Source organism: Meridianimarinicoccus aquatilis (genome assembly GCF_004358675.1).
Taxonomy (GTDB): domain Bacteria; phylum Pseudomonadota; class Alphaproteobacteria; order Rhodobacterales; family Rhodobacteraceae; genus Meridianimarinicoccus; species Meridianimarinicoccus aquatilis.
On sequence record NZ_SMZO01000005.1, the window covers coordinates 113,091 to 134,567 of the forward strand.

At 60.3% G+C, this 21,477-nt stretch carries 19 protein-coding genes and 1 pseudogene; 6 read left to right on the plus strand and 14 right to left on the minus strand.

The features are described 5' to 3' along the window. Positions 1–9: 9 nt before the first annotated feature. The 4 genes from E2L05_RS03720 to E2L05_RS03735 all read right to left on the minus strand — a co-directional run bounded on the left by E2L05_RS03720 (position 10) and on the right by E2L05_RS03735 (position 5,019). A complete protein-coding gene (locus E2L05_RS03720) occupies positions 10–549 on the minus strand; it encodes a ricin-type beta-trefoil lectin domain protein (RefSeq protein ID WP_133341544.1) in 540 nt (179 codons plus the stop codon). After that, positions 546–2,435, minus strand: a complete 1,890-nt coding sequence (locus E2L05_RS03725) for an ABC transporter ATP-binding protein (protein WP_133341545.1) — start codon at positions 2,433–2,435, stop codon at positions 546–548. The genes E2L05_RS03720 and E2L05_RS03725 overlap by 4 nt, the downstream gene beginning before the upstream one ends. Then, positions 2,432–4,216, minus strand: coding sequence for an ABC transporter ATP-binding protein (locus E2L05_RS03730; protein ID WP_208016217.1), 1,785 nt, complete (start codon positions 4,214–4,216; stop codon positions 2,432–2,434). Before E2L05_RS03730 ends, E2L05_RS03725 begins: the two co-directional genes overlap by 4 nt. Before the next feature lie 83 nt (positions 4,217–4,299). Then, complete coding sequence (locus E2L05_RS03735) at positions 4,300–5,019, minus strand: DUF1499 domain-containing protein (protein ID WP_133341546.1); 720 nt, start codon at positions 5,017–5,019, stop codon at positions 4,300–4,302. 77 nt (positions 5,020–5,096) lie between these two features. Between E2L05_RS03735 and E2L05_RS03740 the strand changes: the two genes are divergently transcribed. From E2L05_RS03740 to E2L05_RS03750, 3 genes are all read left to right on the plus strand, one after another. Beyond that, on the plus strand, positions 5,097–5,699 hold the full coding sequence (locus E2L05_RS03740; protein ID WP_133341547.1) for a TetR/AcrR family transcriptional regulator: 603 nt from the start codon (positions 5,097–5,099) through the stop codon (positions 5,697–5,699). Positions 5,700–5,793: 94 nt separating this feature from the next. After that, positions 5,794–6,921, plus strand: coding sequence for an efflux RND transporter periplasmic adaptor subunit (locus tag E2L05_RS03745; RefSeq protein ID WP_133341548.1), 1,128 nt, complete (start codon positions 5,794–5,796; stop codon positions 6,919–6,921). Further along, positions 6,918–10,019, plus strand: coding sequence for an efflux RND transporter permease subunit (locus E2L05_RS03750; RefSeq protein ID WP_133341549.1), 3,102 nt, complete (start codon positions 6,918–6,920; stop codon positions 10,017–10,019). Before E2L05_RS03745 ends, E2L05_RS03750 begins: the two co-directional genes overlap by 4 nt. Here the strand turns inward: E2L05_RS03750 and E2L05_RS03755 are convergent. The 10 genes from E2L05_RS03755 to E2L05_RS03800 all read right to left on the minus strand — a co-directional run bounded on the left by E2L05_RS03755 (position 10,016) and on the right by E2L05_RS03800 (position 18,631). After that, positions 10,016–10,954, minus strand: coding sequence for a BKACE family enzyme (locus E2L05_RS03755; protein ID WP_133341550.1), 939 nt, complete (start codon positions 10,952–10,954; stop codon positions 10,016–10,018). The genes E2L05_RS03750 and E2L05_RS03755 overlap by 4 nt on opposite strands. Positions 10,955–10,961: 7 nt before the next feature. Next, positions 10,962–11,978, minus strand: coding sequence for a branched-chain amino acid ABC transporter permease (locus E2L05_RS03760; RefSeq protein ID WP_133341551.1), 1,017 nt, complete (start codon positions 11,976–11,978; stop codon positions 10,962–10,964). Then, positions 11,975–12,838, minus strand: a complete 864-nt coding sequence (locus E2L05_RS03765) for a branched-chain amino acid ABC transporter permease (protein ID WP_133341552.1) — start codon at positions 12,836–12,838, stop codon at positions 11,975–11,977. The genes E2L05_RS03760 and E2L05_RS03765 overlap by 4 nt, the downstream gene beginning before the upstream one ends. A 1-nt stretch (position 12,839) precedes the next feature. Further along, a complete protein-coding gene (locus E2L05_RS03770; RefSeq protein WP_133341553.1) occupies positions 12,840–13,547 on the minus strand; it encodes an ABC transporter ATP-binding protein in 708 nt (235 codons plus the stop codon). Continuing rightward, the gene (locus E2L05_RS03775; RefSeq protein WP_133341554.1) at positions 13,540–14,268 is read right to left on the minus strand and encodes an ABC transporter ATP-binding protein; all 729 of its coding nucleotides are present in this window, start codon (positions 14,266–14,268) and stop codon (positions 13,540–13,542) included. The genes E2L05_RS03770 and E2L05_RS03775 overlap by 8 nt, the downstream gene beginning before the upstream one ends. Positions 14,269–14,323: 55 nt before the next feature. Then, on the minus strand, positions 14,324–15,598 hold the full coding sequence (locus E2L05_RS03780) for an ABC transporter substrate-binding protein (RefSeq protein WP_133341555.1): 1,275 nt from the start codon (positions 15,596–15,598) through the stop codon (positions 14,324–14,326). Between the two features lie 39 nt (positions 15,599–15,637). Then, positions 15,638–16,564: a 3-hydroxyacyl-CoA dehydrogenase family protein gene (locus tag E2L05_RS03785; RefSeq protein WP_133341556.1), complete on the minus strand. Its 927-nt coding sequence runs from the start codon at positions 16,562–16,564 to the stop codon at positions 15,638–15,640. Between the two features lie 3 nt (positions 16,565–16,567). Next, a complete protein-coding gene (locus tag E2L05_RS03790; protein ID WP_133341557.1) occupies positions 16,568–17,365 on the minus strand; it encodes an SDR family NAD(P)-dependent oxidoreductase in 798 nt (265 codons plus the stop codon). 3 nt (positions 17,366–17,368) lie between these two features. Beyond that, the gene (locus tag E2L05_RS03795; RefSeq protein WP_133341558.1) at positions 17,369–17,725 is read right to left on the minus strand and encodes a cupin domain-containing protein; all 357 of its coding nucleotides are present in this window, start codon (positions 17,723–17,725) and stop codon (positions 17,369–17,371) included. Positions 17,726–17,794: 69 nt separating this feature from the next. Further along, positions 17,795–18,631, minus strand: coding sequence for a cyclase family protein (locus E2L05_RS03800; RefSeq protein WP_165971682.1), 837 nt, complete (start codon positions 18,629–18,631; stop codon positions 17,795–17,797). Between the two features lie 214 nt (positions 18,632–18,845). Between E2L05_RS03800 and E2L05_RS03805 the strand changes: the two genes are divergently transcribed. The 3 genes and pseudogenes from E2L05_RS03805 to E2L05_RS03820 all read left to right on the plus strand — a co-directional run bounded on the left by E2L05_RS03805 (position 18,846) and on the right by E2L05_RS03820 (position 21,314). Beyond that, complete coding sequence (locus E2L05_RS03805; protein WP_133341559.1) at positions 18,846–19,610, plus strand: IclR family transcriptional regulator; 765 nt, start codon at positions 18,846–18,848, stop codon at positions 19,608–19,610. 610 nt (positions 19,611–20,220) lie between these two features. Beyond that, positions 20,221–20,295 (plus strand): annotated as a pseudogene (locus tag E2L05_RS03815) (DDE-type integrase/transposase/recombinase); the annotation flags it as partial. 395 nt (positions 20,296–20,690) lie between these two features. Then, positions 20,691–21,314 (plus strand): exopolysaccharide biosynthesis polyprenyl glycosylphosphotransferase, encoded by a 624-nt coding sequence (locus E2L05_RS03820; RefSeq protein ID WP_165971676.1) that lies wholly within the window; start codon positions 20,691–20,693, stop codon positions 21,312–21,314. Positions 21,315–21,477 lie beyond the last annotated feature (163 nt).

Below are 21,477 nucleotides of genomic sequence, written 5' to 3' on the forward strand. Positions count from 1 at the left end.
GAAAGAAGGTTACTCTTGAATGACCCATTGCTTGAAGGCCGGGTCCAGATCTGCACAGGCCGCGAGTATGAGATCGCGTGACTGGAAGGGGCCGGCGTCGTCGATGGTCGGCGCGACGGTCACGCATTGCGACGGATCTGAAGCCAGAGAGAGTTCCATGCTGGTATCATCGTAGGCGAACAGCTGAGCGTCATCCGTTGCGTCGCAGGCGACGAGGCCGAAGGGGTTTTCGGAACTGTTCGGCGCGTTATAGGCCATGCACACGTCCGCGTACGTCGCCGATTGGATCAGGCCGCTGTCAGCCGTGAACGTGAAGAGCACGTCGTCTCCGGTCGGCTTGCAGGAATGGGCGTGAAGCTGGTCGCTCAAGCCCCGACCCTCGGTGTCGATGCACCATCCGAGCATGGCTTCCTCGCCGAGGTTGTCGGCGAGGTGAATCACCGGGCCTTGGGTCTGGATGGTCGGAGCCTCGGCAAGCGAAACTTGGGGGATGGTCAGGCCCAGTGCAATGGCAATGAGGGCAGTGTAGATTGTGGTGCTGTTTGTCATTGGTGAGTCCTTTTCAGGGTGTTGAGGGGCTCAGGGATGTATGGCGAAGCCTGACCCTGCGCCCCGCTCTGGAGCTGCCAGTATCCGCCGCGCAACGCCATGAGTTGGTCATGCGTGCCGGTTTCGCGCACGTTTCCGCTTTCCATGTAAATGATCATGTCAGCATCGCGGATGGTCGACAGACGGTGCGCGATGACGAAGCTGGTGCGGCCTTGGCGCAGGTCGGCCATGGCGGTCTGGATTTGCAGTTCGGTGCGTGTGTCGACCGAACTTGTCGCCTCGTCGAGGATGAGGATCGGGGCGTCGAGCAGGAAGGCCCGTGCAATGGTCATGAGTTGGCGCTGACCCTGCGAGAGCCCCCCGCCGCCATTGTCCAGAACCGTATCGTAGCCGTCCGGCAAGGTGCGCACGAAGTCGTCCACATGGCAGCGTTTCGCGGCGGCGATGACCTGTTCGCGGGTTGCATCCGGGCGGCCATAGGCGATGTTGTCATGCACCGTTCCGGTAAAAAGCCAGGTATCCTGCAACACCATCGCCATGGCGCGACGCAGATCGCTGCGCGGCAGAGCGGCGATGTCTTCGCCGTCCAGCCAGATCGTCCCGCTGTTGATCTCGTAGAAGCGGATCAGCAGGTTGACCAGTGTCGTCTTGCCCGCGCCGGTGGGGCCGACGATGGCCAGCATCTGGCCCGGCTTCGCCTCGAGGCTGACATCCTCGAACAGCGGTTGATCGGGGATGTAGCGAAACCCGACATGTTCGAAGCTCACATGACCTGTGACCGGCAGGGCGAGATGTGTCGTCACCTCCGCGTCGGTGGACAATTCGGGCGCGTCCAGCAGCTCGAAGACCCGTTCGGCTGACGCGAGGGCCGACTGTACCTGGGCGGCCATGCTGCCAAGCTGCGAGATCGGCTGGCCGATCTGGCGGATGTACTGAATGAAGGCCTGAACGCCGCCGAGGCTTAGCGCACCCGACAGGACCTGAAACGCCCCGAAAACGACCACCGCGATATAGGCTGCGTTGTTCACGAACATGGTGGTCGGCTGGATCAGGCTGGCGAAGATCTGCGCCCGCATGCTCGCGGCGGTCAGGGCTTTGTTTTTCTCGGCGAACTGCCGGTCCACACGGTCGCGCGCGCCGAACACCCGGATCAGCGTCTGGCCAGTGAAGGTTTCTTCCACCAGCGCATTCAGGTGGCCGGTTTCACGCCATTGCTCGGCATATTTTGGCTGCGCCGCGCGGCTGAGCAAGCGCGTCGCCCCAAGCGAGACCCCGATCGCCACAAGCGCTGCGGCCGCCAGAGGGACAGACAACCAAAGCATCATGGCCAGCACGCCGACAATCGTCATCAGCATCAGCATCGCCTGGCTGACGACCTGCTGCAGGTTCTGGATCATATTGTCGATATCGTTGGTGAACCGCGAAAGAACCTCGCCACGCGGCTGCGCATCGAACCATCTCAGCGGCACCCGCGACAGCTTGGCCTGCGCAGCCTCGCGCAGATCACGTCCCATGTTCTGCACCAGATCGTTGATCAGCCACGCCTGAACGAAGTTGAGGCCGGAGGCGACGAGATAGATCGCCGCCACCACCAGAAGCTGGCGCATGAGCGCCGACCACGTATAGCCGTCGCTGACCAGAAGGTCGGTTGCAAGGCCAAGCTGCCAGGGGCCGAGGGTGCTGCCGATCACACTGCCGACGCTAAGCAACAGCGTGACGATCAGGATCTTGCGGTTGCTGCCAAAGGCCATCCAGACCCGCCGCACGGCATCGCGGGCGGCTTTTGGTTTCTCCCCGGCGATCGAACCGCCGGGCGTTCGGGGTCCGGGGGCGCTGTCTTGTGTTCTTGAGGCAGTTTCAAGTTTCAGCTCTGTCGTCGCGGTCATGCTGCGTCCTCCTCGGGCATGGCCTGCGAGCGGACGGTTTCGGCGTAGACGGGGCAGGTCTGCATCAGGGTGTCATGCGGCCCAAGGCCGACCATGCGGCCTTTCTCGATGACGAGAATCTGGTCTGCATGCCGAATTGAGGCTACGCGCTGGCTGACAATCACGGTGGCGGCATGGCTGATGGCCCCCCTCAGCGCCGCGCGCAGCTTGCGATCCGTCGTCTGATCGAGGGCGGAGAAGCTGTCATCGAAGAGGTAGAGATCGGCATCGCAGACAAGCGCCCGCGCAATGGCGAGCCTTTGGCGCTGCCCGCCCGAGAAATTGGCGCCGCCCTGCGCCACTGGTGCCCTGAGCCCGCCGGGCATGGCGCGGACGAAATCGGCGGCCTGCGCGATCTCCAGCGCTTTCCAAAGCGTGGCCTCGTCCGCGTGCGGGTTTCCAAGCCGCAGGGTATCCGCAACGGTGCCCGAGAACAGATAGGCCTTCTGTGGGACGTAGCCGACGTGGGAGGAAAAATCCTGGGGCGCGATCTGACGCAGATCGAAGCCCCCCAGCGTGATCCGCCCGCTACTGGGATCATTGAGCCGCGCGATCAGGTTGAGAATGGTGGATTTGCCCGAGCCCGTCGCGCCGATGATGCCCAGCACTTCGCCGGGGGCAAGATCGAAGCTGATATCTTCGATGACCGTGGCTTCTGCGCCGGCATATCCAAAGCTGACATCCTCAAGCCGCAGGTGCAGCCCGTCGCCACGGGGTGGCAGGAGCTTGGGATGCGGGGACGGGCCGATTTCGACCGGGCTTTGCAGCAGCGTCGTGATGCGGCGGGCGCTGACAAGCGCACGGGGCAGCATGACAATCATCAGGCCCAACATCATCACAGCAATCAGGATCAGCGCGACATAGGACAAAAAGGCAATGAGCGAACCGATCTCCAGATCGCCCTCTCGCACGCGGCTGGCACCGGCCCAGATCAGGGCGACGGATGTCAGCTGCATCACCGCCGTCAGCGACGGCATGATCATCGCCATCAACCGGCCAGCCCGGATCGCCGTGTCGGTCAGGTCGGTGTTCGCCGATCCGAAACGTGTGCTTTCGCGCGATTGTTGCAGAAAGGCACGGATGACGCGGATGCCTTCGATCTGCTCGCGCAGGATGCTGTTCACACCGTCGAGTTGCCGCTGCATGCGCTGGTAGAGCGGGATGGCCTTGAAGGTCAGAAACCCGATGATGCCCGCCAGGACCGGCACCGCAACCACCAGAAGCGTTGAGAGTTGCGCATCCTGCCGCACCGCCATGATCGCACTTCCCACACCCATGATGGGGGCGACCACGATCATCGTGAATGCCATGATCAGCATCGACTGAACCTGTAACACATCATTGGTGCAGCGGGTGATGAGCGAGCCGACGGTAAAGCCCTGCACCTGCGACAGGGCGAGGCTTTGCACCTTGCCGAACACATCGGCGCGAAGGCTTTGTCCGATCCGGTAAGCGACCGATGCGCCGAGAAAGACCGCCACGGCACTCAGCACGAGTTGTACCCCGGCAGCGATCCCCATGAGCCCGCCATAATAGCGGATGACCGAGGCATCTGTGGCAGCAATCCCGGTGTCGATGACATCAGCGCTGAAGCTCGGCAAGAGAAGCGAGGCCGTCACCTGACCGATCTGGCACAGCAACAGGGCGACGAGGGTCCATTTGTATTTCAGGATCCTTTCGCGCCAGGTCGGTGCATCGCTGTGATGCGTCCCGACGTTTGCTATTTCTGTCATCTCAGCCATCTGTCGATTTCCGAATTTGCTTGTTGATTTCCGCGCGGCTCGTCAGGGGCCTTGCGACGCCTGCAACGCGGCTCGCGCTATTGTCAGAACCGTTGCTGAAAGTCGCGGATACGCGCAGCGTTAACGCCCTGGTCGCTGCGCCCCACACGGGACACGCTGCGCATATCCACGCGACTTCCGCCTTCAAGCGGCGTCACGACGACGACGACATCGTCAGCGCAGTAGAACACTGAGGTGCGCGCGGTCGCTTCGAAACGGTAGTTTTCCTTATCTTCTGCGACGATATCCCAGCCCATGGCCTTGGCCACCTCCAGCGCGCGTGCATGGGCGGCGCCTGCATCAAGGTCGGTTTCAAGCGGCGCGATGTCAGGATAGGCAGCCGCCTGGGCCGCAGCCAACTCTGCCCCGGCATAAACAAGCGAGGTGCGCGCGCCTGCGCGCGTGTCATCCAGAACCACAAAGGCCGGCGGGTTGTCCGTATCGGTCGTGATGTCGTTGATCGGCGCAGCCCGCACCGGCGGATTGATCGTCGAAGAGATCATCGGCACCATCAAACCCACACCCACAAGCGCCGCAATGCCGCCCAAGACGGCTGACGACGTTTCCTTGCGAACCAAGTGGATCACCAGCGCCAATAGTCCCAGGCCTGCGACCGTCATCGCCAGCGAATTGAAATAGGAACGGTATAGCCCAAGGCCCGTTATCGGCTCCCAAAGACCTAAACGCGCCCCGAACACCATCAGCGCCGCGACCACGGCCCCGATCACCGCGACCGACAGGGCGATCTTTCCAAGATGTTTCATTGTCTTTCCAATCCTTGACTTGCAGAGTTGCTTTTTGCTTGCTATGCAACGATTGCAGACTGTGCAAGGTTTTTAGAATGACACTTCCGTTACGAGAGCGAAGGCGGCAAGAAACGGCGCTTCATATCCAAAGGGCAACCTTGGAGCTGGCCATGCAAAATGGGCTTGAAAGCGTCACAACGGACGAGATCGCCGCAGCGTCAGGCGTGAGCACGCGGACATTCTTTAACTACTACCCAAACAAGGAAGCCGCCGCGATCGGACACCCGCCGGATTTCAGCGACAGCGATAAGGACGCCCTGCGCACAGGAACCGCGCCGCTGGCGGACGACATCAAGTGGCTTCTGGATCGACAGGTCGAAACACTGGCGAAAGATGAGGCCATTCTGCGGATGGTGGGGCGTATCCTGAAATGTAACGAAAAGGCACGCGGCATCCTTGATGGGGCGCTTTCCGACCAACGCGAAGACCTGACAGAAGTTTTTCTCAGCCGCGTGAACAACCGCCAAACTGCCGCCGCGCTCGCGCAGACCGCGACCAGCGCCATAGGCGGTGCCATATTTCTATGGGAGCACGAAGATAACATAACGCTGAGCGCTGCGTTGGATCGGGTTTGGCAAGGGGTGATAGACGCCTCATGGCTGCTCTCTGGGACGCATGAAAAAGACCAACTCTACTGACGAATAAAAACGCGGCTCGGAAGACACGCTGCGTACTACTCCTGATATGTTTGCGCGCCATCACCGCGCCAAAGGCTCGATGAAAGGCCGCTCCATGAAAAAGCTTCTTTACGTCATCGCGTCACTCGCAATCGTTGCAGGCGCTTATGTTTGGTCGTTTGGGGTGCCAGGTGGCGCACCAACGGGCGCTGACGGGCAAGCCCCCGTTACCCAGGGGCCGGGCGGGCCAAGTGGCAGACCGGGTGGCGGGGCGACAACCGTCGTGTTGACACCTGTGGACATGCAGCCGTTCGAAGACACCTTCCGCGCCATCGGCAATTCAGAGGCCGTCAGCAGCGCGACTGTGACCTCGGATGTGTCCGGCCGGATTGTAGAGGTCAACCTGACCCCAAACGCGCTGGTCTCGCAGGGGGATGTGTTGGTTCAGCTTGACGCCCGCGCAGCAACGCTGTCCCTTGAGACCGCCCAAAGCGAGCTGGAACAGGCCGACGCGACCGTCGCCCGTTATGAACGACTGCAGCAATCGGGGAACCTGACAATTACGGATGTCACCCTTTCAGAGGCCCGCCTGACCCAACGCCTTGCCGAAGCCACAGTCGCGCAGGCGGAACTTGCGCTGGAAGACCTGACCATCCGCGCGCCGATTTCTGGCAAAATCGGACTTAGCGACGTGAACGTTGGCGATTTCCTGACGGCGAATACACCGATTGTCACGATCGACAACGCCAGCGCGCTGCTCGTGGAATTCGAACTTCCCGAACGCTCCGTCGGCTTTCTCGCGCTCGGGCGCCCCGTCACGTTGCAAACCCCGTCCCTGACGGGGCGCAACTTCTACGGAGAGATCGCGTCCTTTGACAGCCGGATCGACGATGTCACCCGCAGCATAACGGTCCGGGCGCGGGTCGAGAACCCTGATGGATTCCTTTGGCCGGGCATGACCTTTACAACGCGAATCACCGATCTAAGCGACCCATTGCTGGTCGTGCCGAGCACGGCAATCACATGGTCTCGCGACGGGGCGAGCATCTGGTTTGAGTCCGACGGCAAGGCGCAGAGCATGCCTGTCACGATCCTGCATCGCCGCGATGAAAACGTCTGGCTGGATGCCGATCTGCCCGCCGGCACGATGATCATCGCCGAAGGCGCACACAAATTGCGTGTCGGCTCCCAGATCACTGATGCGAATGCAGCACCCCAACTCACAGAACGGGAACCGACATGAGCACGCCCACCATCCAGCGCGCTGCCACTGGCTTGGCCGATCTTTTTGTCGCACGGCCCATCTTCGGCTTTGTGGTCAACCTCCTGATCCTGATCGCCGGCCTCGCCGCGCTCACCTCTGTTGATGTGCGCGAAATGCCCGATGTGGATCAGCCGGTGCTCTCGATCCGCACCGAATACGATGGCGCAACGCCCGCAACGGTCGATCAGGAAATCACGCAAGTTCTGGAAGACGCGCTCAGCGCGCTCGAAGGTCTGTCCTATATCGAGTCCACCTCCTCGACAGGAACAAGCAGCATCACCATCGACCTGTCAGACGACACCGATATCGACGTTGCCGCAAACGAGGCCCGCGAAATCGTGTCGGCGACTGTGCGCCAGCTTCCCGGTGATCTTGAAGATGATCCAACCGTTTCGAAATCCGACAGCAACGCCAGTGCGATCATTCGGTTGGCCTTGCTGGGGGATGTCTCGCTGGACGAATTGACGGCCCTTGCCGAAGGTCCTATCTACAGTCGGCTGTCCCTCATTGACGGTATTGCCGAAGTCACGACCCGCGGCGACCGCTCGAACGAATTCCGCGTCAGCCTTGATGATCGCCTTTTGCTCAGCCGCGGTTTGACTGTGTTCGACGTGACAACAGCCCTTGCGGACCTACGTGACGATACGCCTTTGGGTGAATTGGAAACCGACGCGCAAACAATTGCCCTGCAGGTTGGAAACGCCGATGTGACCGTCGAGAGCATCGGCGATATCCTCATCGGCTCGAACACCCGGATTTCGGATGTGGCGCTGGTTCAATTTCTGCCGGAAGACACCGAGGTATCTACGCGTGTGAACGGCCAAACGGCAATCGGGCTGGACATCACCCGCCAGTCAGAGGGCAATACGCTCGAAATCTCACTGGCTGTGCAGGAGGCTGTTGAAGAGCTGCGCGAGGTGTTGCCGCAGGGCGTAGAGCTGATCATTTCATCGGATGATGGCATATTTATCGAAGGTGCGCTGACCGAGGTGATCAAATCCATCGGCATGGCGACGGTGATCGTGATCCTTGTCATCTTTGCCTTTCTGCGGTCGTTGCGGGCAACGCTTATTCCCGCAATCACCATTCCGGTCGCTCTGGTCGGCACCATTGCCGCGATATGGCTGACAGGGTTTTCGATCAACACGATCAGCCTTTTGGCCCTGGTTCTGGCCACAGGGATGGTGGTGGATGACGCCATCGTGGTGGTCGAAAACATCGTACGCAAACGCAAAGACGGCATGGGGGCATTCGCTGCCGCCGCCGCTGGCACGAACGAGGTTTTCTTTGCCGTCATTTCAACCACCGCGACACTGGCCGCCGTTTTCATCCCGATCTCTTTCCTGCCCGGTCAGGCCGGTGGCGTGTTCAGCGAATTCGGCTTTGTGCTGGCCTTTGCCGTCACGCTATCATCCGTCGCTGCGCTGACACTGGCGCCAGTTCTGGCGGCCCTTCTGGACCCCGGGAAACACGACGAAGAAACGTCGCAAACCCCGGCAACCCCAAGCCGGCTGTCGCGTGGTTTCGACTGGGTGACCGACCAAGCCATTCGCGCGCCGCTCCTCGTGTTGGCCGTCGCTGCTGGCTTCGCTCTCATTTCCCTCGGCGCGGCCAGCACACTCACTTCAACGATTACACCGACAGAAGATCGGGGTTTCTTTCTTGTTCAGGCGCGCGGCGCATCCGACACGACACCCGAGTATCTGGATTCGCAGATCACCCAGATAGAAGAGATCCTCGCACCATTTCAGGAAAGCGGGCAGATCACCTCGGTCCAAAGCATCATCGGGATCGGCGGCGGCACCACGGCCTTTATCATCGCCCGCCTGCCGGACTGGGCGGATCGGGAGTGGTCACAGCAGGACCTGATGGGGCCGATCAACGGTATGCTCTCCACCGTGCCCGGCGTGCAGGTCTTCGCGATTTCGCCCAACAGCCTAAACATCCGTGGCGGCGGAAACGGGCTGACCTTTGCGGTCAGCGGGACCAACGTTGACGATATGACAGACGCCGCCGATGCACTTGTGGCCGCTATGGCCCAAGATGATGCCTTCTCTAGCCCGCAGGTGTCTGGCGAAAGCGTGCAGGCGCAGTTCGAGATCATAGTGGATCAGGAAATGGCAGGCGTTTTCGGCCTTAGCGTAGCCGACATCAGCGGAACGATCAGCGCCCTGACCCAAGGCACCGTCGCGGTCAGTGTCTTTCTTGACGATACCGAGACCGACGTGCGCGTCGTTCCCGGAGGACCACCGATCAACGATCCCAACGACCTGGAAGGTATCCAGCTCCGCCTTCCGAGCGGTGAATATGTGCCCCTGTCATCGACGGCGACATTGAGCCCTGTGGTCAGTCAGTCCTCTATCGAACGACAGGGCGGCACTTTGGCGGTCTCGATCCAAGCCAACTTGCCCGACGGTGTTGATCTGGGCACCGCCATGGCCCGTGTTGAAGAGCTTGCCGCCGAAACCCTGCCCGACGGCATGGGCATCATTTACACAGGCGAAGCCGCCACACTGGGCGACAGCCAGTCGGGTATGTATATGGTGTTCGGCGTGGCCGCGATTGTTGTGTTCCTCGTGCTCGCCGCGCAATTCGAAAGCATTGCAAGTGCTGTCGTCATTATGTTGACCGTGCCTTTCGGTCTTGCCGCTGCTTTGCTGGCCATTTCGATTACCGACGGTTCGCTGAACTATTACAGCCAGATCGGTCTTGTTCTGTTGATCGGGGTGATGGCGAAGAACGGCATTCTGATAGTCGAATTTGCCAACCAGTTGCGCGAAGCGGGCCAAGACATCGATAGCGCCATCCGCGACGCCCTGCGCCTGCGCATCCGGCCTGTGATGATGACAATGGTGTCGACCGTCTTTGGCGGCCTGCCTCTTGTCCTGTCATCGGGTGCAGGTGCCGAAGCGCGTATCGCGGTCGGCTGGGTGATCGTCGGCGGGCTAGGCTTTGCCACCGTCTTCACCCTGTTTCTGACGCCGGTTTTCTACCGCTGGATCACCGTCTGGGGCGCAGAGCCCGGCGTGTCTGCCCGCCGTTTGCAACAGGAACGCGACATGCTCCGCACGACCTAAAAATTGACGCGGTCGCCCCCTTTGAGGTCCAGAATTTCGCGGGCTTCATCGGGGGTTGCGACCTCGCAGCCAAGGTCCTCGACAATACGGCGAATCTTGGCAACTTGCTGGGCGTTACTCTCGGCCAGCTTCCCGCGCGAGATGAACAGGCTGTCCTCCAGCCCCACGCGGACGTTGCCGCCGATCTGGCTGGCGGTTGTCGCAAGGGTCATCTGCGATCCCCCTGCCCCCAGAACCGACCAGCGGTAATCGTCACCAAAAAGCCGGTCCGCAGTGCGCTTCATGAAGACAAGATTATCAACCTCGGGCCCGATGCCGCCAAGGATACCAAAGATGAACTGAATGAAGATCGGAGCCTTGAACAGACCGATATCCATGCAGAACTTCAAATTATAAAGGTGGCCAACGTCATAGCACTCATGCTCGAACTTGATGTCATGCGGGGCCAGTGTCTCGGCTGCTTCCTTGATATCCCGGAACGTGTTGCGGAAGATATTGCCATCGGAATTCGCGACGTAATCCTTCTCCCAATCGAACTTCCAGTCGTCTTCGCCGTAGCGGTTGGCGAGCGGATGGAACGAGAAATTCATCGACCCCATGTTCATCGAACACATTTCGGGGCTGAAGGTCTTGGCGGGTGTGATCCTGTCCTGAATTGACAGCGACAGCGACCCGCCGGTTGAGATGTTCACCACCGCATCGGTCGCCTGCTTGATGCGCGGCAGGAAGGGCTGGAAATCCTTCACATCGACCGAGGGCGCACCCGTTTCGTTGTCGCGGGCATGCAAGTGCAAGATCGACGCGCCAGCCTCGGCAGCTTCCATCGCCTGCTGGGCGATGTCATCATACGTAAAGGGCAGCGCGTCCGACATTGTGGGCGTATGGATCGCGCCCGTGATGGCGCAGGTGATTATCGTCTTCTGGCGAGCCATCATGGCCTCCTTAGCTGTCTTTGGGGCGCTCGACGCGGTAGCCGAGCGGGAAGAGTTGCAAGTTGAAACGCTGGCTGATGAAGCCCCAGACCCCTTGCGGTGCTTTCAACATCACCACAATCGCGACGAGGCCGAGGACCATGAGGTAAATGGTGCCAAGGTCCGCGAGGGTTTCGCGCAGCAAAAAGAAGATCAGCGTGCCGATGATCGGGCCTTCGATGGTCCCGATGCCACCGATGACCACGATGAAGATCACGAAAGCGGTCCAGTCGTTCACGCTGAACGCGGCATCGGGGGAAATCCGCAGCTTTTGCAGGAAGATAAGCGCGCCGATGACGGCTGTGAGGCCAGAGGTCACGACATAGACGAAGAACTTCGTTCGCCAAATGTCGATGCCCAGAGACGCGGACGCCAGTTCATTGTCACGGATCGCTGTTAACGCCAGCCCCTTGCGTGAGCGCAACAGAAGGTAGACAGCGGTAACGACAACCAGCGCCGCGCCCAAGGCCAGCCAATAAGCCAGCGCCTCGCGCTCGGATCGGCCATCCGCCATTGAGCGGACGATATCTGTCGGCAGCGAGGTGCCGGAACCGCCGCCCAATGCCGATACTTGCGCAAATGACAGCCGGAAAACCTCCGCCATGACCCAGGTCCCGATGGCGAAATAGGCGCCCCGCAGCCTGAAGATCAACGCGGCGACAGGGATCGAGATCAACGCGCCCAGAACCCCGGCCAGAGCGATAGCGACCACCGGCGGCAAGCCTGCAAAGATCGTCAGCGCGAACAGCATGTAGCCGCCAAAACCGACATAGGCTTGCTGCCCGACCGAAACCAGCCCGGCGTAACCTGCCAAGAGGTTCCAGAGCGAGGCCAGCGCGAGGTAGAGGAATATCTCGCCCATCAACCGCATATCGGCGCGACCTGCCCAGTATGGCGCAGCGATCAGGATAACTACGATCAACGCGGCCAGGACTGCGGCCAATTTGGCGGCGCTCGATGTTCGACTTATTCGGATATGGTTGGTCATCCGCTGATCCTCGGGAATAGGCCGTTGGGACGCACGGCGAGAATGACAAGAAAAGCGATGTGGCCCGCCAAGAGCTGCCAGCCGGGATTGATCGTCGCGCCCACGGTCTGGGCGACGCCAAGGATGACACCGCCGACGAGGGTGCCCCAAAGGTTGCCAAGCCCGCCAATGATGACCGCCTCGAATCCGAAGATCAGCCGCCCGCCGCCCACGGACGGATCAAAACTGGTGCGGATGCCCAAGAGGATGCCGGCCACAGCCGTCACCGCCAGTGCCAGCGCCATAGCCATTCCGAAGACATGCCGCTTGTTCAGCCCCATAAGCTGAGCAATGTCCTGATTGTCCGATGTGGCGCGAAAGGCGCGGCCCAATGGCGTGCGATAAAAAACCCACTGGAGCCCCGCAATCACCGCAATGGCGAAGGCGAAGGTCAAGAGCGGCAAGACGCCCAGGGAAAGTGGACCGAGTGCAACGGACGCTGTCTCAAGCGCACCCGCGTCCATCTTCTGCGGATCGGCGGAATAGCCTTCCAGCAGCGCGTTCTGGATAATGACCGACAGCCCAAACGTGACAAGCAAGGGCGGCAGGATGTCATCTCCAAGAGTGTGGTTCAGCACGGCCCTTTGCAGCACATAACCGATGCCCGCCATGGCAGGCACCACCACGATCAGCGCGACCAGTGGATGCACCCCAAGGGCCGCGGTCGTCGTCAGGCCCAGATAGGCGGCCAGCACGATCAGATCGCCATGGGCAATGTTGACCAGCCGCATAACGCCAAAAATCAACGACAGCCCGGCCGCAAAAAGCGCATAAAGCCCGCCCAGCAAGGTGCCTTGAACAACTGCATTCACAAGATCCATGTCATTCCACTCCGAAATAGGCGCGTGCGATGTCTTCGCGCGATACGGCGTCAGACTTGCCTTCGAGAGACACGCGGCCCTCTTGAAGGCAGTAGACGCGAGAAGAGACTTCGAGCGCTTTGGTAATGTCCTGTTCGACGATCACCGCACTCATGCCGCCGCCCACGATACCCGGCAGTGCCTTGTAGATGTCGCGAATGATCACCGGCGCGAGGCCAAGGCTGATTTCGTCAAACATGATCAGATCGGGGTTGGCCATCAGCGCGCGGCCAATGGCGACCATCTGTTGCTGGCCACCTGACAGAGAGGTCGACGCCTGCGCCTTGCGCTCCTCTAGGATCGGGAACAGATCATAGACTTTCCGCAGGTTCCACGGGCCTTCTCGGTTGACCCGCCCGCCGATCATCAGGTTCTCCGCGACCGAAAGCGAAGGGAAAAGCTGGCGGCCTTCGGGCACCATCGCAAGGCCCATCTGCGCGATCACGTCGGGGCGTTCCGCCCCGATGGATGCGCCCCGAAACTGCACCTGCTCGGCCATGTTGCCGATGAGCCCCGAGATTGAGCGCAAGAGCGTCGTTTTCCCTGCGCCGTTCGCGCCAATGATCGCCAGAACCTCGCCTTCGGAAACGGTCAGATCGACGCCATAAAGCGCCTGAAAATCTCCGTAAAAGGCATCAAGCCCGCGCAGTGTCAGGATCGGTTCAGGCATCGGCTTCAATCCCCAGATAAATTTCCTGCACTTCGGGGCTTTCCATGATCGACTTTGGCGCGCCCTCGGCGATCTTCTTGCCGAAATCGATCACGATCAGCCGCTCGACCACCGCCATCAGCGCGTGGACCACATGTTCGATCCAGATGATCGAAACGCCGCTGGCATGGATCGATTTGATGGTTGCGATCAACGAGGTGCATTCCGCCTCGGTCAGCCCGCCCGCGATCTCGTCAAGCAGCAGAAGGCGCGGTTTGGCACAAAGGGCACGGGTCAATTCCAGCCGTTTGCGGTTCAGCAGGGTCAGCCCGCCGGCACGGTCGTTGGCCTTGTCCAGAAGTTCCGTCTGTTCAAGAACGTCAATGCATAACCGCTCCGCCTCATGGCGGCGCAATCCGGCCGATTGCGTCGCCGCGACCATGGCGTTCTCGAAAACCGTCATATGGGTAAAGGGCTGCGGCACCTGAAAGCTGCGCGCGATCCCGGAGCGGGAGCGCCGCGCCGCACTGTGAGAGGTGATATCCTCACCAGCGAAGGTGATACGCCCCGAATTCGGTTGCAGGGTGCCCGTGATCAGGTTGAACATGGATGTCTTGCCCGCGCCGTTGGGGCCCAACACGCCGAGCGCTTCGCCTTCATTCAGCGCATAGCTGAGGCTGTCGGCCACGGTGACGGCACCGAAAGCTTTGGACAGGCCGTCAAGTTGCAGAATCTGCGTCATTGCGGTCTCCGGAGTGGGGGTGTTGGGCAGCGGATTGCGCCGCCGCCCGCAGGGATCAGAGCAGTTTCATCTCGCCCGTCGTCGCGATTTGCGGCGCGTGGGAGTTTGCCACGATCTTGAGATCGAATGCGTCGCCTTCTTTCTGCCACTGGCCTGCAACCAGCGGCGTCTTGGTGACGTTGTTGATCGGGCCATTGGACCAGTCGACAGGGCCGACAATCGTGTCGAGCTTGGTCTCCGGGATCGCAGCAGCGATCGACGCATAGTCCTCCAGATCAGCGGCCCGTTTGACAACATCGGCGACCACTTCGAACAGGGCGTGCTTGAAGCCGATGGGCTGTGTCCACGTGCGGCCAGAGGCGGCGGTATACCCTTCGGCCAGTTCCTTGGAACTTGCGCCGGTCAGGGACGAGTTGAACGGGTGGCTGGGAGACCACCAGACCTCGGACGACAGGCCATCGCCCCGGTCACCCAGGGATTCGATCACCGACGGGAACAGCAATGCCTTGCCGATCGTCACGATCTTGGGGTTGAACCCCTGCTGCGCCGCTTGCGCCCAGAAGGTCGCAAAATCAGGCGCGATCATGTTGCCGGTGACAATCTCGGCCCCAACTTCCTTGAAGGCGTTGATGTAATTCGAGAAGTCGTCGTTCAGCGGCTGGTAGCGGCCCGGGTCAGTCAGATCATAGCCTGCAGTGGCCAGCGGCTTGGGCAAACCAAGCTCGGCGTCGCCCCATGCATTGCCGTCCGCATCGTTGGGGAACAACCCGCCAACAGTCTTCGTCACGCCTGTGCTATCCCACATATCAAGGAAGGCACCGATCACATCCTCAAGGCCCCAGAAGAAGTGGTAGGTGTAGTCAAAGCCCGTCCCCGGCACGCCATTGCGGCCGAAGAAATAGGGCTGCCACGGGCAGTCGGTCGTGATGCAGGGCACTTCGTTGATCTCGGCCTGATCGGATACCGGGTTTACAGTGTCGGGGGTCGAGGCCGCGACGATGATATCCACCTCGTCACCGAGGATCAGGTCGGCCGCCACTTCTGCGGCGCGGTTCGGGTTCGACTGACTGTCCTTCGAGATGATCTCGATGTTCCAAGTCTTGCCGTTGTTTTCGATACCGGCGCTGAAGCGGTCCTGAATGGCGCCCAACACGTAGTCATCGGCCTCGGCAAATCCGGCCAAGGGGCCCGTGCGCGGGCTGACGTGGCCGACCCGCAGCGTCGGGGTCTGCGCATAGGCGCGGGTGCTGTGCAGGATCGCAGGCGCCGCCAAAAACGCTGTGCCACCGGCCAGAAATCCACGGCGTGATGGTGTCTTGAATCTGGTCATTTTTCCTCCCTTTCGCCGGTCTCCGTCCGGCATTTTGGTTTAGTCTAGGATGCCTTCTAGTTTTCTCAGATGCGTACCAACGCGGGCGCGCACGGCTTCGGCTTCGGCGTCTGTCCATTTGCGGAAGCCCTCGCCGCTTTTCATCCCAAGCTTTCCCTCCTCCACGAGTTGCTTGAGATAAGGTGACGGCCCTTGACGGCTCTCCAGATCGAAGAGCACGTTTTCATGAATGTCGAGCGTCAGATCGGTGCCGACGAGATCGGCGTTTTCCAGCGGGCCGAGCACTGCAAGGCGGCGACCGAAACAGGATTTCACGACCGTATCAACGGCCTCCGCATCGCAAATGCCGCGCTCTACAAGGCTCACCGCCTCGCGCCACAACGCATGTTGCAGGCGATTGCCGATAAAGCCCGGCACGTCCTTTTCGACCATCACCGGGGTCTTGCCGGCGTCAGCAAGCAGCGCAAACATACGGTCTGCAACCTCTGCATCGGTCCATTCGGTCTTGATCACTTCGACCAGCGGGATCATGTGCGGCGGGTTCCACCAGTGGGTGCCAAGTGCGCGTTCGGGATGGTTTAGCCCTTCCATGATCTTGGTGATCTGGATGACCGAAGTATTGGAGGCCAGCACCGTATGCGCAGGCGCATGATGTTCGATGTCCGCGAAAATCCGGCGTTTAAGGTCCAGTTTCTCGGGTGCGGCCTCGAACACGAAATTCGCGTTGCGCACGGCAGAACCAACAGAACTACACAACTCGATCATCTTGAGAGCGCGGGCAATCTCGTCCTCATCCGCCCCTAGCACCTTAAGGCTGTCGGAAATCCGCTTGGGCGCAGATTTCAGCGTCTCCTCATGCGGATCGGTAAGGGCCACGTATTGCCCCGCTCGGGCAAGCGTCAGCGCGATCCCGTGGCCCATAAGCCCCGCACCGATAACCGCGATCTGCTGTTTCTTGGGAACCATCGATCAACCCGCCGTATAGCCACCGTCAGCATACAGAATATGCCCGGTGTAAAAATCTGAGGCCTTGGAGGCGAGGAACAAGAGCGGCCCGGCCAGGTCTTCAGGCTCGCCCAAGCGACCCTTGGGCACGCGGGCGAGGAACCCTTCACGCACCGTCTTGGCCTTTTCATCATCGCCAAACATCCACGCGGTCAGCGGCGAGCGGAAAACGGTCGGCGCGATGGCGTTGACGGTGATACCGGTGGGCCCGAGTTCGCAACCCAACGCCTTGGTCAGGCCGTCGACCGCCGCCTTTGAGGCACAATAGGCGGTGTAGCCCGCCGGATGGCCCAGAAGCCCGCGCGCGGAGGAGACCAGCACGATCTTGCCGCCTTCGCCTTGCGCCTTCATTTGGCCCGCAGCGGCACGTGCCAGCAACCAGCTTTGAGTGACGTTGGCGTCCATGACAGCCTCGAAGGTTTCCGGCTCCATCTCATTGATAAGCGCGACCTTGTTCATGCCAGAGGCAACAACAAGAATGTCGAGCCGCCCGTAGGCCTCTACCGCACTTGCCACCAGCCCGTCGCAGGTATCCTCGTGCGATGGGCGCTTGTTGATCGCCGTCACCTCGGCCCCCATGCCGCGGCATTCCTGCGCAATTTCATCAAGTGCATCCTGATTGCCGGCAACAAGCACCAGCTTGCAGCCCGCACCGGCCAAAACGCGTGCGGCCACCATGCCGAAAGCGCCAGAAGCACCGGTGATCATCGCCACCTGGCCCTTGACCTCGAACATCGAAAGAGGATTTGCCAATACGTTCATGTCTCAGGTCCCCGGGTTAGGTTGTGGCGGATAGGGCATCACGACCAGCATCTTGCAGACGTGGTTCGCGCGGTTCTCGATTCTGCGAATCTCGTTTGCGGGAATGGTGCAGCTGTCCATCCGGCCCAGCACGGTTTCGGCACCGTCGATGATCACCGTCATCTCGCCTTCAAGAACGACGTAAACCTTTTCAAACGGGGTGCTGTCCGGCCCCGCGCCGCCACCAGGCAAGAACTGGCTGAACCCGACCCATTGGTTCGTCGGCCCGCCGTCCTCAAAGCCTTGCAAGCGCAGGCCGCAGCAGCCGAAATGATTGGGCGCCTCATAGGATTGCGCATCGGGAAATCTTTTTACATGCATGGCGCCCTCCCGCGCGGTTGCATCATCAAAAGAGGCCGCCGGTCATCCCGGCGGCCAGCTCGGGAGTGATTAGAAGTCCGCGCCATCATCGATGCGGAAGTTCTGTGATTTGTCGATCATTGCGACAAGGCGGATGATACAGCCGTCTCCGCGATCCCAGTTCCATGGGAAAAAGGCGAATGTGCAGCGCTTGCCGGTCACCGCATCCAGATCGCCACCGACGTTCTCGATGCCAAGAATACCGTTCTTGAACAAGATGTTATGCACCGGCTCCCACTCGGGGAAATCGTCTTTCCAGTCGTTGCCGCCGGACCATTCCTTATACTCCTGCTCCAGATGCGGCAGCAGCGGACCATTGCGCTGGGGGCCGATCGCGGTTGCCAGCGGGTGGTCGTTCGCTTGGGTGTCGTGGCCAACAACCTTGACGCCTTTTTCGACCATCCATTCGCCGGCCGAAGGCACAAGACCGGGGCAGTAGGCAAAATAATCGCCATCTTCGTAATCATGATGCCAGCCGGTGTTGATGATCAACACATCGCCCTTGCGGATCGCGTGACCACAGGCTTTCTCCAGATCCTCACCTGTGATCGGCTCCCATTTCTTCTTTGGGATCGAAACTACGATGCCCGTGCCGAAGAAATGAGGCAGCGGCACTTCGTCGATAAAGGGCGTGCCCTGCACCACGTGGGCGGGCGCATCAATATGGGTGGTTGCGTGCATCGTCGTGGTGATGCGTTGGCTCAACACGCCGGATTTGGCCATGTAGTGGATACGTTCGATCTTGGTATCCTGAAAATATGGCCAGTTGGGGTTCTGGAAACCGAACCGATGGCTGAGGTTGTAGAACTCCAGCCCCATGTCGTTATCAGTGTTGCCTTGAAACTCGATCCCGCGGATTTCGACCATCAGATTCACCTTCTCTGTTCACCGGCGGCGGGCCGGTGTCGGATTGAATGTCATGGCAGGAAGCTCCTCCCCCTGTCCCGAATGACGATACAAAGTGCCCACTATCCGGTCAATAAAAACCTGCAATCCGATTGACCTGCACCGCATTGCGATACATATTGAAACGAGATATGAGGAATCCGCTGCGGATACGAATGAAAGGTACAAACAGTAGATGTTTGATCAGAATGACAAAAAAGACCGCTCAGGCATTCAGGTCATTGCGCGCGCCGCCGCAATCTTGCGTACGCTGAAAGAAGAACGAAGCGGGCTGAGCCTCGGCCAGATTGCCCGCCGCGTGGATCTGCCCCGCTCTACGGTACAGCGAATCACAGGCGCCCTATCCACAGAGCGGTTCATCATTCAGGACCCAAATGGCGGCGGTTTCCGCCTTGGCCCCGAGTTGGGCGCCTTTGCCGAGGCGGCGAATTTCAATATCATAGAACGTTGCCGCGCGATCCTGAACGACATCACCCAGAAGACGGGGGAAACCACCGATCTGGCTGTGCTGCGAAACGGCGGCATGATCTTTCTGGATCAGGTGCCCGGATTGCACAGGCTGCGCACGGTGTCATCAGTAGGCGAGGTTTTCCCCCTGACGACAACCGCCAACGGGCTTGCCTGCCTTGCCCTTATGACTCAAAACGAGGCCCAGCCCCTTATCGAGCATGAAACCGCCGGAAAACTGTCGAAGGGTGAGGTGGAGGCGTTGCGGGCCAAGCTGAATGATATCCGCGCAAAGGGTCTGGCTTATGACATGAACGAACACACCGATGGTATCTCTGCCATCGGCTTCGCCTTCCGTGACCTGAGCGGAAACTATCACGCAATCTCGGTCCCTGTCCCGACAATGCGCTTTGCCGACATCAAACCCCTTCTGGAAACCACCCTCCGGGAGGCACATGAGAAGGTGCTGGCAGAGTTTTCTTTTGATCAATAGGTGTCGCCTTGGGGCGCGCACTTTACTACGCTCGTAGTTGGGCGCTGATCTTCGGTATGTCTTTGCCCGTGAGCGGGCCACGAATTTAGAGAAGTCCTGAACGGCGGCGCGACTGGCTCCAGTCATCGCCTCTGCCATTGGGGCAGAGACCAAGGGCCACTGAGAGAAGGTTTTTCGCAAGGCAACCGATGTGCGGCCAGAAAATTGCGCCATGACGTTTTCTGCCCGACCGGTCCACGCTTCTACATCTTCAAGTGTGCGCATTGCCGTCAGAATTGCGCTGCTCATCCGATCCAACCAGAGGCCCAAGCGTTCGGCTGGCGAGCCCGAGACACGCAGCGCCCCTGCCCCGCCCATAGCGAGCGGCGCGAATATGACACCCCTTTCCTCGCCGACAGCGATCCTGGACGCGGTGACGGCGGCTTCGATCTGGTCGCCTTGCTGTACGAGGCCCGCCAGGTTCCACAGATGACATCCCATGCAAACCCGGGTGATCGGCTGGAGATCGGTTGCGGCGGCATTGTCAGGTTGCTGACATCAAGGCGTCAGGGTAGGTCGCCGTCATGTTGAAGATTGACGGTTTGTCCCGCATCAAGGGGAGACCCGCTGACTTTGGCGCGCGGTCGACGCCCATGGTGATGTGCTCGACATTCTGGTCCAGTCGCGCCGCAACAAGGCTGCCGCCCTGCCAAGTCCGATGCGTACCCGCTGTGGGCCGGCTATGCTGCGGAACTGGCCGTCTGAGTAACGCTGCTCCCGCCACGGTTTGTCCGAGCGTCAACACCCTGACAATGCCCACCGCGCTAAGCGATGTCCTTCGCGAGAAAATCTCCCCGCGCAAAGAATGGGCAGATAAAGCAGCGTGATGGGGCGACAGCCCCCTATCCTAAAGGCGTAGTGCCGTATTCGAAACGCAATTTCGGCCTCCCTTTCGAGCTTCGTTCGGCGCAATAGAAGATCGTTAATGGCGCGTCCTAACCTTTATCTCGCTTTCCCTAACCCTACGCTCAGATGCGTTCCAGACCCGCTTCAGGCAATTTGGTGGCAGATAAATTGACACGCCGATCTGGAGATGCCGACATGACAAACACAGCTCAAACATTCGCCGCCGCGTCGACCAACCTTCAGGTCATTGCAAAAGACGCAATGGACCGCACCATCGCTCTGGTCGCCATTTTGCTGCTGCTGCCAGTGCTCGTCATCGTCGCCATCGCGATCCGCCTTGAAAGCCGCGGCCCGGTTCTGTTCCTGCAAGACCGCACCGGCCTGAACGGCAAAGTCTTCCGCATCTTCAAGTTCCGCTCGATGACAGTGGGTGCAGGCCTGGCCCAGGCCCGCCGCGGCGACGCACGCATCACACGGGTTGGCGCCTTCCTGCGCAAAACATCCATCGACGAGCTGCCGCAGCTGCTGAACGTTCTGCTTGGCCACATGTCCCTGGTTGGCCCGCGCCCCCACGCTGTTGCACATGACGAATTCTATGCGCCGCAGATCACCAACTACATGGCCCGCTACGCCGTGAAGCCCGGCATGACCGGTTGGGCCCAGGTGAACAACGCCCGCGGCGAAACCGAAACCCTGAACAAAATGGCCCGCCGCGCTTCGCTCGACCTGGATTACATCCGTGATTGGTCGCTGGCGCTGGACCTGAAGATCCTGATCGTGACGCCGCTCGCGCTGCTGACCGACAAGGCTGCGTACTGAGTTACCCGAGTGTGTGCGTTGTTTCCGAGTGACCAAAAGCCAAGTTGACGAGTTCCCCAGATTACCGAGTCCCCATACCCCAAGTGTGGTTTCCCAGTCTTTAACGAGTGACACTTTTTACCTAGTTCCAAACGCAAGTTCTTACCAAGTGGCGTGTTAAGCC